Source organism: Pseudomonas sp. USHLN015, assembly GCF_037153275.1.
Lineage (GTDB): Bacteria > Pseudomonadota > Gammaproteobacteria > Pseudomonadales > Pseudomonadaceae > Metapseudomonas > Metapseudomonas tohonis.
On the sequence record NZ_JBBCKP010000010.1, the window covers coordinates 58,462 to 73,466 of the forward strand.

Annotated in this window: 12 protein-coding genes; 3 read left to right on the plus strand and 9 right to left on the minus strand. The window is 68.8% G+C overall.

The genetic code is table 11. The annotated features are described in order from the left end of the window. Positions 1–69: 69 nt before the first annotated feature. Both WFQ67_RS20620 and WFQ67_RS20625 read left to right on the plus strand, forming a co-directional pair. Positions 70–408: a tRNA-binding protein gene (locus WFQ67_RS20620; protein WP_173177053.1), complete on the plus strand. Its 339-nt coding sequence runs from the start codon at positions 70–72 to the stop codon at positions 406–408. Next, positions 405–1,283: a DMT family transporter gene (locus WFQ67_RS20625; RefSeq protein ID WP_337058049.1), complete on the plus strand. Its 879-nt coding sequence runs from the start codon at positions 405–407 to the stop codon at positions 1,281–1,283. The genes WFQ67_RS20620 and WFQ67_RS20625 overlap by 4 nt, the downstream gene beginning before the upstream one ends. Positions 1,284–1,369: 86 nt before the next feature. Here the strand turns inward: WFQ67_RS20625 and WFQ67_RS20630 are convergent, their stop codons facing one another. The 3 genes from WFQ67_RS20630 to WFQ67_RS20640 all read right to left on the minus strand — a co-directional run bounded on the left by WFQ67_RS20630 (position 1,370) and on the right by WFQ67_RS20640 (position 3,350). Continuing rightward, positions 1,370–1,867, minus strand: a complete 498-nt coding sequence (locus WFQ67_RS20630) for a hypothetical protein (protein ID WP_263153191.1) — start codon at positions 1,865–1,867, stop codon at positions 1,370–1,372. 122 nt (positions 1,868–1,989) lie between these two features. Beyond that, positions 1,990–2,988, minus strand: coding sequence for an ADP-glyceromanno-heptose 6-epimerase (gene rfaD / locus WFQ67_RS20635; protein ID WP_337058050.1), 999 nt, complete (start codon positions 2,986–2,988; stop codon positions 1,990–1,992). A gap of 77 nt (positions 2,989–3,065) precedes the next feature. Next, on the minus strand, positions 3,066–3,350 hold the full coding sequence (locus tag WFQ67_RS20640; RefSeq protein WP_213628784.1) for a SelT/SelW/SelH family protein: 285 nt from the start codon (positions 3,348–3,350) through the stop codon (positions 3,066–3,068). A gap of 74 nt (positions 3,351–3,424) precedes the next feature. On the opposite strand from WFQ67_RS20640, the gene WFQ67_RS20645 reads away from it, so the two are divergent. Beyond that, positions 3,425–5,614, plus strand: coding sequence for a patatin-like phospholipase family protein (locus WFQ67_RS20645; RefSeq protein ID WP_337058051.1), 2,190 nt, complete (start codon positions 3,425–3,427; stop codon positions 5,612–5,614). A gap of 93 nt (positions 5,615–5,707) precedes the next feature. On the opposite strand, the gene WFQ67_RS20650 is transcribed toward WFQ67_RS20645, so the two are convergent. The 6 genes from WFQ67_RS20650 to recQ form a co-directional block, all read right to left on the minus strand. Beyond that, positions 5,708–8,068, minus strand: a complete 2,361-nt coding sequence (locus WFQ67_RS20650; RefSeq protein ID WP_337058052.1) for a FimV/HubP family polar landmark protein — start codon at positions 8,066–8,068, stop codon at positions 5,708–5,710. A 265-nt stretch (positions 8,069–8,333) separates the two neighbouring features. Further along, positions 8,334–9,734 carry a DHA2 family efflux MFS transporter permease subunit gene (locus WFQ67_RS20655; protein ID WP_337058053.1) on the minus strand — a complete coding sequence of 467 codons (1,401 nt, stop codon included), beginning with the start codon at positions 9,732–9,734 and terminating at the stop codon, positions 8,334–8,336. Beyond that, complete coding sequence (locus WFQ67_RS20660) at positions 9,734–10,168, minus strand: MarR family transcriptional regulator (protein WP_173177036.1); 435 nt, start codon at positions 10,166–10,168, stop codon at positions 9,734–9,736. The genes WFQ67_RS20655 and WFQ67_RS20660 overlap by 1 nt, the downstream gene beginning before the upstream one ends. An 80-nt stretch (positions 10,169–10,248) precedes the next feature. Beyond that, entirely contained in the window at positions 10,249–11,265 is a 1,017-nt protein-coding gene (locus tag WFQ67_RS20665) for a DUF2804 domain-containing protein (RefSeq protein ID WP_337058054.1), read from the minus strand. Positions 11,266–11,354: 89 nt separating this feature from the next. After that, positions 11,355–12,524 (minus strand): GGDEF domain-containing protein, encoded by a 1,170-nt coding sequence (locus tag WFQ67_RS20670; RefSeq protein ID WP_213628779.1) that lies wholly within the window; start codon positions 12,522–12,524, stop codon positions 11,355–11,357. 237 nt (positions 12,525–12,761) lie between these two features. Further along, complete coding sequence (gene recQ / locus WFQ67_RS20675) at positions 12,762–14,894, minus strand: DNA helicase RecQ (RefSeq protein ID WP_337058055.1); 2,133 nt, start codon at positions 14,892–14,894, stop codon at positions 12,762–12,764. Positions 14,895–15,005: the final 111 nt, after the last annotated feature.

Genomic DNA, 15,005 nt, shown 5'->3' on the forward strand with positions numbered 1-15,005 from the left:
CGAGCCCTGCGACAGACAAGCCACCGCGCCGCCCTCTAGACTGCGGCCATCGTCAAACAAGGGGGCTGTATGTCATCGACCATCGAATGGGCGGATTTCGAACGCGTTGAGCTGCGCGTCGGCACCGTCGTCTCCGCCGCACCCAACATCAAGGCCATCAAGCCGGCGTACGTACTGGAGGTGGACCTGGGCGAACTCGGGGTGAAGACCTCCAGCGCACAGATCACTGCCCACTACGCCGCCGAGGAGCTGGTCGGCCGCCAGGTGCTGTGCGTCTGCAACTTCGCGCCCAAGCGCATCGCCGGGGTGCGCTCGGAGGTGCTGGTGACCGGCGTCCACGACGCCGACGGCAAGGTGGTGCTGGCCGGCTTCGACAAGCCCCTGCCCAACGGCGCGCGCCTGGCATGAACGAACGCAACGCGCTGCTCGCCATCCACCTGGGTGCCCTGCTCTTCGGCCTTTCGGGCATCTTCGGCAAGCTGGCGGAAACCACGCCGCTGGTGATCACCCTGGGCCGGGCGCTGTTCGCCGTCCTCGCCCTGGCGCTGTTCGCCCGGTTGGTCGGCGGCGCCCGGGGCGGCTCCCCGTCGCGGCGCCAGGTTCCCCTGCTGCTGCTCGGCGGCCTGCTGCTGGGCGGGCACTGGGTGCTGTTCTTCCAGGCGGTGAAGGTCGGCGGCGTGGCTATCGCCACCCTGGGCTTCGCCAGCTTCCCGGCCTTCACCCTGCTGCTGGAGGGGTTGCTGTTCCGCGAGCGCATCCACCTGCGCGAGATGCTGGTGGTCGTCCTGGTCAGCGTCGGCCTGGTGCTGGTGACCCCGGCGTTCGATTTCGCCAGCGACGCCACCCAGGGGCTGATCGCGGCCGTCCTCTCCGGCCTGTTGTTCTCCCTGCTGTCGTTGCTCAACCGCGCCAGCACCCGTGGGCTGGACCCGGTGAAGGTGGCGCTGTGGCAGAACCTCTGCATCGTCGTCTGCGTGCTGCCCCTGGGCGCGTCGCTGCTGCCCACGGTCCGGGCCGTCGACTGGCTGTGGATCGCCCTGCTCGGCGTGCTCTGCACCGGCCTCGCCCACAGCCTGTTCGTGGCCAGCCTGAAGGTGCTGAACGCCCGTACCACGGCGGTGATCTTCGCGCTGGAGCCGGTCTACGGCATCGCCTTCGCCTGGTGGCTGTTCAGCGAGGAGCCCTCGCTGCGCATGCTCGCCGGTGGCGCGCTGATCATCATCGCCATCGCCTTCCCGACGCGCAGAACCAACGCGGTGAAGCCCGCCGAAGCGACGCACTGAACCGTAGCCCGTACTTCAGCGCGGGAGCGAGGCCGCCGGGGCCCCGGACCGAAGTCCGGGGCAGGGTTCAAGGCGGCCCGGCTTTCTCAGTTGACGCTGTAGCCGCGCCCCATCAGGCAGGCGCCCAGCGCGCGGCGGTAGCGTTCGGTGCTGTCGCTGCCCACCGGGCGGGTCACGGTGGCCGGGTCGAAGCCGCTCTGGGACACCGCCCAGGTGTGGCATTCGTAGCGGTCGCGGCCCTGCTGGTCGACGCTCTGGCCGTTGGCCGGATAGGCGATCACCTCGTAGCTGGCCACGCTGTTGCCCTGCACCACCGGCGGCGGGGCCACCACCTCGTAGCGCTGCACGTTGGCGTTCCACAGGTAGTAGGTGCCGGCGGCGACGAAATACAGCGCGCTGCCGATCCACAGCTCCCGGGCGCCCGATGGCAGGCCGTGGCCATGCCCACCGGCGGGGCCTGGCCCCCAGCTGCCGGGGCCGCCCGGACCGGGCCCGCCGGGACCACCCGGCCCCGGGCCGGCGAATGCCTGGGTGGAGAGACCGAGCACCAGCAACGCCAGCGTCATGGTTGTTTTCAAGGACATCGTTCACCTCGCTGCACGGCGGCAGCAGGATCGCTGCCGCCGGGGGCATTATTCGCCGGGGCCGCACCGGCGGGCGTCAGCCCTGTGTAAAGCCCGGGTAAACCTCCTGATACATGCCTTTCTCAGGCCTGTTCCTGCTCCAGCAACCAGTGGCAGTAGCGCGCCACGCCGGTCTCCAGGTCGAGGAAACCGTCGCCTGCACCGGCCTCGCGCAGCAGGTCGATGTCCGCCTGCGTATGGCTCTGGTAGCGCCAGCGCAGGGCTTCGGGGAAGGCCTCGTAGACGAGCACCCCGCGCTCGACCAGCTCGGCCAGGCCCAGCGGTGGCTGGTCGGCCTCGGCGCGCAGGGCGTTGACCACCGCCACGGCCACCGCGTTGAAGGGTCGGGCGATACCGGTGCCGAGGTTGAAGATGCCCGAGCACTGCGGGTGGTCGAGAACGTGCAGGTTGACCCGCACCACGTCCTCCACCGAGACGAAGTCGCGCCGCTGCTCGCCATCGGCGAAGCCGTCGCAGCCCTCGAACAGCCGCACCCGCCCCTGCGCGCGGTATTGCTGGAAGCAATGCAGCGCCACCGAGGCCATCGGTCCCTTGTGGCCCTCGCGCGGGCCGTAGACGTTGAAGTAGCGCAACCCGACCACCTGGGCACGGGCCTGGGGCAGCAGGCGGCGCACGCGCTGGTCGAAGAGGAACTTGGAGTAGCCATAGACGTTCAGCGGCCGCTCGTGCTCGCGGGCTTCGCGAAAGACCCGCCCCGCGCCGTAGACGGCGGCCGACGAGGCATAGATGAAGGGCGAGCCGCGACGCTGCGCGGCATCCAGCAACTCACAGCTGTAGCGGTAGTTGTTGTCCATCATGTAGCGCCCGTCCGCCTCCAGGGTGCTGGCGCAGGCCCCCTGGTGGAACAGCGCGCGGACCATGCCGAAGGCGCCCTCGGCGAAGCGCGGGACGAAGTCGCGCTTGTCCAGGTAGTCGCGGATCTCGCAATCGGCGAGGTTGCGGAATTTGTCGCCCTCGGTCAGGTCGTCGACGGCGATGATGTCCGTCTCGCCACGCTGGTTGAGGGCCCGGACGAGGTTGCTGCCGATGAAGCCGGCGGCACCGGTGACGATGATGCTCATGACGGCACTCCAGAAAGGGGAATGCCGCCAGGCTATGCCTGCATTGCCGGGTCGCGCTTGACCTGGGGCAAGAAGGCTCAGGGCCGGTCGCTGTGGCCCAGGTCACGCGTCGGATCGATGCGATCGCGGACCCGCTGCTTGAGCACCTTGGCCTCGGGGAAGCCGCCATCGGCCTTGCGCTCCCAGATCTGCTCGCCATCGCAGGTGATGCGGAACACGCCGCCGGTACCCGGCTCCAGGGCCACCCGGCCGAGGTCGTCGGCGAAGGTGCTGAGCAGCTCCTGGGCCAGCCAGGCGGCACGCAGCAGCCATTGGCACTGGGTGCAATAGGTGATGACGATTTCGGGCCTGGCACTGGACATGGCGATGCTCGGTGGTGGGATGCGGGGTGCCTATAATAGCGGCGTTTTCCTCCCCGCCTGACCAGGGATGCGTTATGCGCCGCGTGCTTCTGTTCCTCGCTTTCACCCTCCTGCCACTGGCCACCCTGGCCGAGCAGGCCCACCCACGCATCGGCCTGGTGCTGTCCGGCGGTGCCGCGCGCGGGCTGGCGCACATCGGCGTGCTGCGCGCGCTGGAGGAACAGGGCGTGCACATCGACGCCATCGCCGGCACCAGCATGGGCGCGGTGATCGGCGGCCTCTACGCCTCGGGCTACAGCGTCGAGGAACTGGAGAAGCTGGCCCTGGCCATCGACTGGCGCCAGGCGCTCTCCGATGCGCCACTGCGTGACGACGTCCCCTTCCGCCGCAAGCAGGACGACCGCGACTTCCTGGTCAAGCAGAAGCTCAGCTTCCGCGACGACGGCAGCCTGGGCCTGCCCCTCGGCGTGATCCAGGGCCAGAACCTCGCCCTGCTGCTGGAGAGCCTGCTGGTGCACACCAGCGACACCCGTGACTTCGACCGCCTGGCCATCCCCTTCCGCGCCGTGGCCACCGACATCTCCACCGGCGAGAAGGTGGTATTCCGCAAGGGCCACCTGCCCCAGGCGATCCGCGCCAGCATGTCGATCCCGGCGGTGTTCGCCCCGGTGGAGGTGGACGGCCGGTTGCTGGTGGACGGCGGCATGGTGGACAACATCCCGGTGGACGTGGCGCGGGAGATGGGTGTCGACCTCGTGATCACCGTCGACATCGGCACCCCGCTGCGCGGGCGCAAGGAACTGCTCACCGTGGTCGATGTGCTCAACCAGTCGGTGACCCTGATGACCCGGCGCAACTCCGAGGCGCAACTGGCCACCCTGGGCCCGGACGACATCCTGGTGCAGCCGCCCCTGGCCGGCTTCTCCGCCACCGACTTCGGTCGCGCGCGGGAGATGATCGACGCCGGCTACCGCGCCGCCACCATCCTCAAGAACCGCTTCGCTCCGCTGGCCCACCCGGGTGGCCGGCAGGAGGCCGTGCTGGAGGAGGCGCGCCTGCCGGTCGAGCGCCGCCCGGTGATCGCCCGCATCAGCGTGGAGAACGACTCCAAGGTGGGCGACGAGGTGATCCGCCGCATCATCCGCCAGGAAACCGGCAAGCCGCTGGACCTGGAGCGCCTGCAGAGCGACATGGGCACGCTCTACGGCCTGGATTACTTCGAGCAGGTGCATTACCGCGTGGTCAAGCGCAAGGACGGCAACGTGCTGGTGATCAACGCGCGCGGCAAGCGCACCGGCACCGACTACCTGCGCCTGGGCCTGAGCCTGGACGACGACATGCGCGGCCGCAGCACCTTCAACCTGGGCGCCAGCTACCGGGTCAACGGCATCAACACGCTCGGTGCCGAATGGCTGACCCGCGCCCAGATCGGCAGCGACCAGGAGCTCTACAGCGAGTTCTACCAGCCGCTGGACTACGGCTCGCGCTACTTCGTGGCCCCCTACCTCGCCGCCGAGGCGCAGAACGTGGACGCCACCCTGGACAACGACCCCATCGCCGAATACCGCCTGCAGCGCTACGGCTACGGCTTCAACATCGGCCGGCAGATCGCCAACAACGGCGAGCTGCGCCTCGGCATCGGCCAGGGCTGGGGCGATGCCGACGTGCGCATCGGCGACCGCCGCCTGCCCAGCTTCAGTTTCAGCGAGGGCTACTACGAGGCGAAGTACTCCTTCGACACCCTCGACAACGTCGACTACCCGCACGAGGGCGAGGACATCAAGCTGACCCTGCGCCAGTACGACCCCGAACTGGGTTCGGACGACCGCTACCGCCAGTGGGAGCTGAGCCTGGACAAGGCGCTCTCCAGCGACGCCAACACCTTCGTGCTCGGCGGTCGCTACGGTCGCACCCTGGACAGCGCCGAGGTGGTCACCTCCAGCTTCCAGCTCGGCGGTGCGCGACAGTTGTCGGGGTTCCGCGAGGACTCGATCTCCGGGCAGAACGTCGCCCTGGCGCGGCTGGTCTACTACCGGCGCATGACCCAGCGCTCGTTCCTGCCGCTGGACTTCCCCTTCTACCTCGGCGCCAGCCTCGAACGCGGTCGGGCCTGGAACAACGACGACAGCTTCGACAGCGGCTACATCAACGCGGGCAGCCTGTTCATAAGCTTCGACACGCCGCTGGGCCCGCTCGACTTCAGCTACGGCCTCAACGACGCGTCCGAGCAGGCGCTCTACCTCAAGCTCGGCCGGGTGTTCTGAGTCGATCCAGTAAACGTCTACAAGCGATACGCACAGTGCCCTGACATGAAAAAGCCCGGAACCAAGTCCGGGCTTTTTCATGTCAGGGCTGGATCAGGCGATCTTAGCGAGCAACTGGCGAGCCTCCTGCTTCTGCTCCTCGTCGCCGCCATCGATCACCTCGTTGAGGATGCTGCAGGCGCTTTCGACGTCACCCTGGTCGATGTAGGCCAGGGCCAGGTTGAGCTTCATCAGGTTCTCCTGGCGCGCGGCCAGGTGGTCGAGGTCGTCATCGGCCTCCAGCGGGTCCTCGAAGTCGAAGGTCAGTTCGCCCAGCTCTTCGGCCTGGGGCAGGTCCGGCAGTTCGAGGCGGTCGGCCTGCTCCAGATCGTCCAGTTCGAACACCTCGGGCATGTCCTGCAGGTTGCTGCGGAACGCGGGGTCGACGTGGTGCTGCACCGGCTCGGGCTTGCTCGTCGCCTTGGCCTTGGGCGCCTCGGTCTTGAAGGGGCTGAGGCTGTCCCAGTCGGCATCCAGCGGCAGGTCGTCGAGGTTGAGCTGGAACTCGTCGGTCAGCTCGTCGTCACGGTGCACGACCAGCGTGGCCGGGGGCTGGTCGGCAGCCTCGTCGGCGAGGACGAACTCCGGATCGGCCAGCATCGGCTCGGCGCTCGGGTGCTGATCGATGCCGGGGTAGCGGGCCTTGATCTGCTCGATGCGCGCCGGGCCGACGCCCATCTCCAGCAGGCTCCGCTCCTCGGCGGCGAAGCCGCTCGGATCACGCAGCTCGCCGAGCACCTCAAGCAGGCGGAAACGCAGGTCGGTGCGCTTGGGCTCCTGGACGATGGCCGCGCGCAGGGCGCTCTCGGCATCGTTGAAGCGGCCGTAGGCGATGTAGATGTTGGCGCCATCCAGGGAATCGCTGGAGACACGCGGGGCCACGGGCTGGGGTTGCGGGCGCGGCGCCGGTGCAGGCACGGCGGCCACTGCAGCGGCGGTGGCGACCACGGGCTCCACTCGGTGCTGGGGCACGGCACCGATGCGCGGGCGCTCGGCGGTGACGGCCACGACAGCCGGGCGCACCCTGGGCTCGGGTTCGCGCTCGGGCCCGGCTTCCTCGGGGCGGGCCCCCTGGCGGCGGCGCAACAGCACCAGGGCCAGGACGGCCAACAGCAGCACGCCACCGATGAGCAGCAGGCCACGGGACCAGGCGTCCGGGCCAGCCGGCGCCTCGACCACCACCTGGGGCTCGGCGTCCGGCGAAGCCGCCGGCGATTGCGCGGCGTCGGCAGCGGGTGCGGGAGCGGACGTATCGCTGGCGGCCGGCGCCGGGGCTTCGCTCGGGGTGGTTCCGGGCTGGGAATCGGCGGGCTCCTGGGCCTGACGGTCCGCAACGTTGGCGTCCGGGGCGACGGCAGCGCCTGCCGGCGGCACGTTCGCGCCCTCGACGGCGCCTTCGGCCCCCCGGGTGTCCAGGGCGCCCTGCAGACGCGCCAGCTGGGCGTCCTTCTGCTCCATCTGGCGCTGCAGGTTCTCCAGCTTGAGCTGGAGGTCGGCGATGTCCTGGCGCAATTGCAGGCGTTCGTTCTCGCTGTTGAGCAGCTCGGTGTCGACACGGCGCTGTACTTCAGCGATCTGCTGCGGCAACGGCGCCGGTTGGCCCGGGCTGGCGGGCGCGGAGAGCGGGCCAGGGGCGCTGCCCGAAGTCGCTTGTGCGTCACTGCCCGGGGCGGCGGCCGGGGCGGTCGAGGTGCTCGCTGACAGCATCGCGGCATCCGGCAGCAGCAGGCTCTGGCCCACGCTCAGGCGGCTCGGGTCGCCATTGGCGAAGGCGCCGGGGTTGAGCGCGTGGATGCCGTTCATCATCTGCGCGGTGCTCATGCCGCTGCCGGCACTCTGGCGCTGCGCGATCGCCCACAGGCTGTCGCCCTTGACCACCGTGTAGCGCTTGCCCTGGGTGGCGGGCGGTGCGGCTGCGGAGGCGGGTTGGCGGGTGGCGCCGGGCGCGTCGCCACGGCTGCCGTCGCGCTGGCCGGCGGCAGCGCGCAGCGGCGCGGCCACGGGGTTGTAGGCGGAGAACTCCGGCGGGTCCAGCAACAGGGTGTATTCGCGCAGCAGGCGGCCGTTGGGCCGGGCCACCTCGACGATGAAGTTCAGGTAGGGCTCGCGCACCGGCTTGTTGGAAACCACGCGGATGCGGCCGCTGGAACCGCGGATCATGGGGCTGAAGCGCAGGTCGTTGAGGAACAGCACGCGGTCGACGCCGGAACGCTCGAAGACTTCGGCCGACGCCAGGCTGACCTTGATGTCGCTGTCGGTCAGGTCGCCCACGTCGAGCAGGCCGATTTCCGCCTCGAGGGGCTGGTTCAGCGCGGAATGCAGGGTGATCTCACCCAGGCCGATGGCGGACGCCAGGCCGGAATAAAGGATGGGTCCCGATGCAAACGCAACGAGGATCCTGTTGACTCGAGCCATGTGCCCTCCCCCGGTCATGCCGGCTCGAACGCCACGGCCACCTCCCTACAATCCGGTATCCATGGAGGGGCGAAAGACAGGCGTTGGCATTGAAAGTGAACGAGTTGGGAAGCGATCCCTGGAACCCAACTGAAAATTAGTATGGATGCAATTTCCCAGATTGCCCGGCGTACCGGCCTTGGGCCATCAGGCTGGGGGATATTACTTCAAGTTCGCCATGAAAGTGACGTATTTCACACCCTTGGCGAACATTTATAGAGGCACGTCAGCCTTTTGTCGCTTTTACGCCCCAGGCGGGCCACAAAGCGAGCAGGAAAAGCCCCGCGACCAGCCAAAAGGTCTGCTGGAACGCCAGGGCTTCGGCCAGCGCGTCACCGCCGCCGGCATGGTGGCGCCACTCCAGGAAGAAGGTCACCAGGTTGACGCCGAAGGCGCCGCCGAGCTGGCGTACGAAGGTGATGGCGCCGGCTCCGAGGGCCAGTTCCTCGGCACTCAGCACATCCAGCGAGCCGGTGCTCAGCGCCGGCAGCAGCAGGCCCAGGCCGAGGCGGCCGACGCAGGCCCAGAAGCACAGCACCACGAAGGACGCACCGCTCTCCACCAGCCCCAGCCCGAGGCTCGAAGCCGCGAACACCAGCAGGCCGGCCACCAGCAGCAGTGCGGCGGAGAGCTTGTCGCTGAGCCAGCCGCCGATGAAGGACGCCAGGCCAAGCACCACGCCCGTGGGCAGCAGCAACAGCCCCGCGCGGCCGGCGCTGTAGCCCTCGACCGTCTGCAGGAACAGCGGGATCAGGTAGGTCGAGCCGTAGAGGCCGAGCCCCAGGACCAGCGCCACCCCACTCGCCTTGCGGAACGCAGCGTGACGCCACAGCGGGAGCGGCAGCAGCGGTCGCCCGCTGGCGCGGCTGCGCAGGACGAAGGCCACCGCCGCCAGCACGCCGAGCAGCCCTGGAATCCAGCAGCTCGGTGCCAGCCAGCCGAAACGCTGGGCCTCGGCCAGAGCGCCGAGCAGGGCGAACAGCGCGACGCTGAGATAGAGGAAGGCGACGAGGTCGACACCCGGTGTGCCCCGGTCGCGGTCCGACGGCATCAGCCACTGGGCACCGAGCGCCGCCAGCAGGCACATGGGCAGTGGTAGCCAGAACACCGCCTCCCAGCCGAAGTGGTCGATGAGGTAGCCACCGATGGTCGGGCCGAGCGTCGGCGCGATCATCACCCCGAGCCCGTAGATGCCCAGGGCCATGCCCCGGCCACCCTCGGCGAAGATGCGGAAGATCAGCACCATCGCCAACGGCTGGATGATCCCGGCACAGGCGCCCTGGACGATACGCAGGGCGATCAGCTCCCAGGCGGAGGTGGCTGCCAGCGCCAGGAGGGAACAGAGGATGAAGACCAGCAGGCCGCCCTGCACCGTGCGTCGCGCGCCCAGGCGCGACTGGGCCCAGGCGGCGAGCAGCAGCCCGGCGGTCATCGCGGCGAGGAAGCCGGTGGCGAGCCACTGGGCCAGGGGCCGGCCGATGGCGAAGTCCGCCATGATCGCCGGCAGGGCGACGTTGATGCTGGTGGAGGCGAGGATCATCGCCATGCTGCCGACCATCAGCAGGCCGAGCAGCAACTGCGGATAACGCGGACCGAAGCGCGCGTGCAGGGCCTCGAGGTCCTGCATCAACGCCGTTCCAGGTTGGCCAGTATCTGCGCGTGGATCTGCTGGCAGCGACGCAGCTCTTCTTCATCGATGCCGGTGAAGACCTCCCTGCGCAGCTGGTTGGAAATGGCCTCGATCTTCTCGATCAGCGGCCGTGCCTTGGGGCACAGGGTGATCTTCTTCGCCCGGCGGTCCTCGGCGACGGCCAGGCGCTGCACCAGCCCCTGGGCCTCGAGGCTGTCGAGCAGGCGGGCCAGGGTCGGGCCCTCGACGCCGACGCTCTGCGCCAGTTCACGTTGGGTGGGGAGTTCTTCGAAGCGGGCGAGATGCAGGAGAACCAGCCAGCGAGCCTGGGACAGGCCGAGGTCGACGAGCCGGCGATCCAGCTCCGCGCGCCAGGCTCGCGACATCTGCGCGAGCTGCATGGCGAAGCGGTGTTGATCGGTATGGGACATTGAAACGGACTCTAACTGCCTAAACTAATAATTAGCGAGCTAACCATAGGCGACAGCCGGGAGCAAGCGCAGCTTTGTATCTACCACTTCACATATTGATCTTCGACAAAGCCCCACAGCCCATTGATTTCCAGGGCCGGACGCCCATGCGGCCGGAGCACCCCATCGAAGCGCCCGAAGATCTGCTTGAAGTTGCTGGCGATGAAGCCCAGGTTCAGACGCTCCTTGTGCAAGCCGGTGCCCACGAAGCGCAACGCCACCTGGCCGTCGGCGGAGGTGATCCGCCACTCCTCCAGTGGCCGGTCGCGATCGAAGGCGAAGCGCACGCAGTCCACCTTGATCAGCTCGCCATCGATCCAGAAGCAGTTCTCGGTGAAGCTGGTCTCGTTGACCCCGCAGGACAGGTTCAGACCTACCCGCCTCCCCTGCGCCTCGCCGGACAGGCAGGCCCAGTTCCAGAAGGTCTCCGGGCGCATGTAGCCGGCGGACCAGTCGTGGTGGGCGAAGGCGCCGATGGCCTGCAGGTCGAACTCACCCAGCTCGCAGTGCACCTCGCCCTGGCAGGCGACGCCCGCCACCTTGCGCGCATACACCCAACCATTGACGGCAGCGGGCGTGCACAGGCTCATGGGCTGGAAGGCCGGCTCGTCCTCGGAGAAACGCGCGTCGATGCGGGTGCCGTCGTCCAGTTGCACCAGCAGGCGCTTCTCCTTCGGCTTGGGCGAGTTCTCCAGGCGCAGCAGGTTGCGGCCCTGGCGCAGCTCGCAGACGCCATCGTCCGGGGCTTGCGAGAAGCGCGTGCCCATCCCCAGCGGCAGCTTGAACTGGCGCTCGATCATGCGCCCGCTGGCCGGGTGGAACAGGTAGACGAAGCCCACGCCCACCAGGCTCAGGTCGGCCAGCGCGCAGCCGCCGATGAGCTGGTCGCTGATCAGGCCGAAATACTGGAACTGGTGGAAGCGCCGCCACTTCGCCAGGGCGCCGAGACGACGGCCCATGGGCGAGCGGAAATCGAAGTCACGGTGGTTGACCAGGCCGGGGGTGCCGTCGAAAAGGCCGTACTGCGGCTGGCCGTCGGCGCTGATCAGCTTGTCCATGGGCAGGGCTCGTCGGTGGTGGAGGCGCAGATCCTAGCACCGGCGTACCAGGCCACGCAGTCACGCACCGCGCCACCCGGGGGGACGAACTACGCCACCACCTGATTGCGCCCGAAGGCCTTGGCCTCGTAGAGCGCGCGGTCGGCGTGCTCGTAGAGTTCATAGAGCTGGCCGAGCGGCGTGTCGCTGCCCGGCGCGATGCAGGCCAGGCCGATGGACATCGTCAGCACCTCGGCGACCTGGGAACCCTCGTGGCGGATGGCCAGGCGTTCCAGGGCCGCGCGCACATTCTCAGCACACTGCCGCGCCTCGGCCTCCGGCGTGCCGTAGAGGAGCACGGCGAACTCCTCGCCACCCAGGCGTACCGCCATGTCCAGCGGTCGTCGCGCGGCGTCCTCGAGCACCTCGGCGACCCGCTGCAGGGCCTGGTCGCCGCCCTGGTGGCCGTAGAGATCGTTGTAGGCCTTGAAGTGGTCGACATCGCACAGCAGCAGCGCCAGGGGCAGCCCCTCGCGCTGGGCCTGCCGCCACACGCGCTCCAGCTGGCGGTTGAAACTGCGCCGGTTGTGCAGGCCGGTCAGGCTGTCGTGCTCGGCCAGCACGCGCATCAGACGGCTGATGAGAAAGTGCTCGCGGGACTTGAACTCCAGCAGGTAGCAGCCCACCGCCCCCACCAGGTTGCCGAACACGAGGAACAGCAGGTTGTTGACCAGCCGCGGCCAGGGCAGCCCGGCCCAGAGTTCCAGCGCCACATAGGCCCCCAGGATCAGGACCGACACCAGCAACGCCTCGCCCAGGCGCAGCCCGACGACGAAATAGGCCGCCATGCACACCAGCAGCAGCCCTTCATAGGGGAATGACGGGTCGACCCGGTGGGCGATGGCCACCACCGCCGCCGCGCCTATGCCCAGCGCACTGACGCACACCAGGCTCAGTGGCACCAGCAGGTGCACATGGCGCCGCTGCAGGATCAGCAGCCCGCAGACCACCAACAGCACCAGCACGCCCAGGCGCACGGCGAGCATCCACCAGCGTTCGGAGGAGGCGATCAGGTGGAAGTCGAGAAAGGCGAAGGCCAGCCAGATCGGCAAGCCGAGCAGCAGCGCGATGCGCTTGAGGTCGAAGGTCTGCTCGAGGAAGAAATTACGGTATTCCTGCTCCAGGGGACGGACGAACCGCAGCTGCCGGAATCCCAGGGCAAGTTGATCGGCATAGGGATTGGGGCGTACTTCGTCCAGCCAGGCGTTGAGTGTCGACACTGCCACCTCTTCTTTTTATGGGCCCGGGACATACTGCTGCGCCCGGCCTTGCAGCCTCGGGCCCCTGCGGAAAACCACCTACCTCACATAGACGGTCCATCGTCGCGGGCCCTGCGCCTCCTGTCGGGGCCGGCGACCTCACATCGCCGGCCGGAGGCCTAGGTGCACATTAGTAGCAGGCGGAATCCGCCACAAGTCGTCGGGCGCGTCTTATGCGGCGCGCCCGTGACGGCGGCCTCAGGACTCGAACTCGGCCTGCAGCGCGGCACGCACGCAGTGGAGCACGCCTTCGGGGACCTTGCCGCCGAGCATCTCGGCCACCTCGGCGACGCTGGGCAGCTCGCCCTCGCCATCGAGGAAGGCGTCCTGCACCGCGCCGAGCATCTCCTCGGGCAGGTCCAGCGCCTGCTCCAGGCTCAACTGCTGCTCGCTGATGGCCTCGGCCAGCAGCGAATAGACGTTCTTCTCGGTGCAATCGAGCTGGCGCGCGATCTGCGCCGGGGTCATGCCCGCACGGGCCAGGCTGACCAGCTCGTGGCGCAGGTCGGCCACCGCGCGCGGCGCCGGCGCGGCGCCGGCGCCACCGTTGAGCACTTCGAGGAAGGCCTCGCCGTAGCGCTCCAGCTTGCGCGCACCGACGCCGCTGACCCGCGCCATCTCCGCCAGGGTGCCGGGCTTGCTGCGCAGCATCTCCAGCAGGGTGGCGTCGGGGAAGATCACATAGGGCGGCACGCTATGCTCCTCGGCCAGCTTGCGGCGCAGGGCGCGCAGGGCCTCCCACTGCTCGCGCTCCTCGCCACGCACCAGCTGGCTGGCGGCACTGGCCGCCGGCTTCGGCGCCTTGGTCGAGAGGTCGCGGCGCAGTTGCAGGCTCACCTCGCCCCGCAGCAGCGGGCGGCAGGCGTCGGTCAGGCGCAGGCCGCCGAAGCCGTCGAGGTCGACATCCGCCAGGCCACGGGCGACCAGCTGGCGGAACAGCGTGCGCCATTCCCCCTCGGACAGCGCCTTGCCCATGCCGAAGACCGACAGGTGCTGGTGGCCGGCGGCGCGGACCTTCTCGTTGTCGCGGCCCAGCAACAGGTCGACCAGATGGCCGACGCCGTAGCGCTGGCCGCTGCGGTAGATGGCCGAGAGCGCCTGGCGCGCGGGCTCGGTGGCGTCCCAGGTCTGCACGCCGTCGACGCAGATGTCGCAATGCCCGCAGGGTTGCGGCAGCTCCTCGTCGAAATAGGCCAGCAACGCCTGGCGGCGGCAGCGGATCTCCTCGCACAGCGCCAGCATGGCGTCGAGCTTGTGCTGCTCGATGCGCTTGTGGCGCTCGTCGCCCTCGGAGTTGTTGAGCATCTGCTTGAGCAGCAGCACGTCCTGCAGGCCGTAGGCCATCCAGGCATCGGCGGGCAGGCCGTCACGGCCGGCGCGGCCGGTCTCCTGGTAATAGGCCTCCAGGGACTTGGGCAGGTCGAGGTGGGCGACGAAGCGCACGTTGGGCTTGTCGATGCCCATGCCGAAGGCGATGGTCGCCACCATGATCAGCCCCTCCTCGTTGAGGAAGCGCTTCTGGTGGTAGGCCCGCAGGTCGCTGGGCAGGCCCGCGTGGTAGGGCAGCGCCGGGTAGCCCTGTTCGGAAAGGAAGGCGGCGACCTCGTCGACCTTCTTGCGCGACAGGCAATAGACGATGCCGGCGTCGCCACGCCGCTCGGCGAGGAAGGACAGCAACTGCTTGCGCGGGCTGTCCTTGGCGACGATGCGGTAGAAGATGTTCGGCCGGTCGAAGCTCGAGAGGAAGCGCTCGGCGTTCTGCAGGTGCAGGCGCTGCACGATCTCCTCGCGGGTGCGCATGTCCGCCGTGGCAGTCAGGGCGATGCGCGGCACCTCGGGGAACAGCTCGGCGAGCTGGCCCAGCTGCAGGTATTCCGGACGGAAATCGTGCCCCCACTGGGAAACGCAGTGGGCTTCGTCGATGGCGAACAGGGCGATGTCCAGGTTCTGCAGGAAGGCCAGCATGCGCGGTTGCACCAGGCGTTCCGGTGCCAGGTAGAGCATCTTGATCTCGCCCCGGCGGATGCGGTCGGCGATATCGCGTTGCTCGTCGTTGCTCAGGGTGGAGTTCAGCGCCACCGCGGCCACGCCGAGCTCGTCGAGGGTGGCGACCTGGTCCTCCATCAGCGCGATCAGCGGCGAAACCACCACCGCCAGCCCGTCGCGCATCAGCGCCGGGACCTGGAAGCACAGGGACTTGCCGCCGCCGGTGGGCATCAGCACCAGCACATCGCCGCCCTTGGCCACGCGGTCGATGATCGCCGCCTGGTGGCCGCGGAAGGCGTCGTAGCCGAATACGTCTTTGAGGATGCGCTGGGCGTGGTCGAGCATGCGGGTCTCCGAATGAAGCCGCGCATTATACGTCAGCGAACGCCCGAGGAAGCCCTCGCCCATCGGGGCCGCTTTTGCCGCGGGCCTCCCACTCGACTAGAATCCACCCTC

Excerpts from the sequence above, each read along its gene's own strand:
- WFQ67_RS20620 (WP_173177053.1), top strand. The coding sequence starts at position 70 with ATGTCATCGACCATCGAATGGGCGGATTTCGAACGCGTTGAGCTGCGC.
- WFQ67_RS20625 (WP_337058049.1), top strand. The coding sequence starts at position 405 with ATGAACGAACGCAACGCGCTGCTCGCCATCCACCTGGGTGCCCTGCTC.
- WFQ67_RS20630 (WP_263153191.1), bottom strand. The coding sequence starts at position 1,867 with ATGTCCTTGAAAACAACCATGACGCTGGCGTTGCTGGTGCTCGGTCTC.
- rfaD (WP_337058050.1), bottom strand. The coding sequence starts at position 2,988 with ATGAGCATCATCGTCACCGGTGCCGCCGGCTTCATCGGCAGCAACCTC.
- WFQ67_RS20640 (WP_213628784.1), bottom strand. The coding sequence starts at position 3,350 with ATGTCCAGTGCCAGGCCCGAAATCGTCATCACCTATTGCACCCAGTGC.
- WFQ67_RS20645 (WP_337058051.1), top strand. The coding sequence starts at position 3,425 with ATGCGCCGCGTGCTTCTGTTCCTCGCTTTCACCCTCCTGCCACTGGCC.
- WFQ67_RS20650 (WP_337058052.1), bottom strand. The coding sequence starts at position 8,068 with ATGGCTCGAGTCAACAGGATCCTCGTTGCGTTTGCATCGGGACCCATC.
- WFQ67_RS20655 (WP_337058053.1), bottom strand. The coding sequence starts at position 9,734 with ATGCAGGACCTCGAGGCCCTGCACGCGCGCTTCGGTCCGCGTTATCCG.
- WFQ67_RS20660 (WP_173177036.1), bottom strand. The coding sequence starts at position 10,168 with ATGTCCCATACCGATCAACACCGCTTCGCCATGCAGCTCGCGCAGATG.
- WFQ67_RS20665 (WP_337058054.1), bottom strand. The coding sequence starts at position 11,265 with ATGGACAAGCTGATCAGCGCCGACGGCCAGCCGCAGTACGGCCTTTTC.
- recQ (WP_337058055.1), bottom strand. The coding sequence starts at position 14,894 with ATGCTCGACCACGCCCAGCGCATCCTCAAAGACGTATTCGGCTACGAC.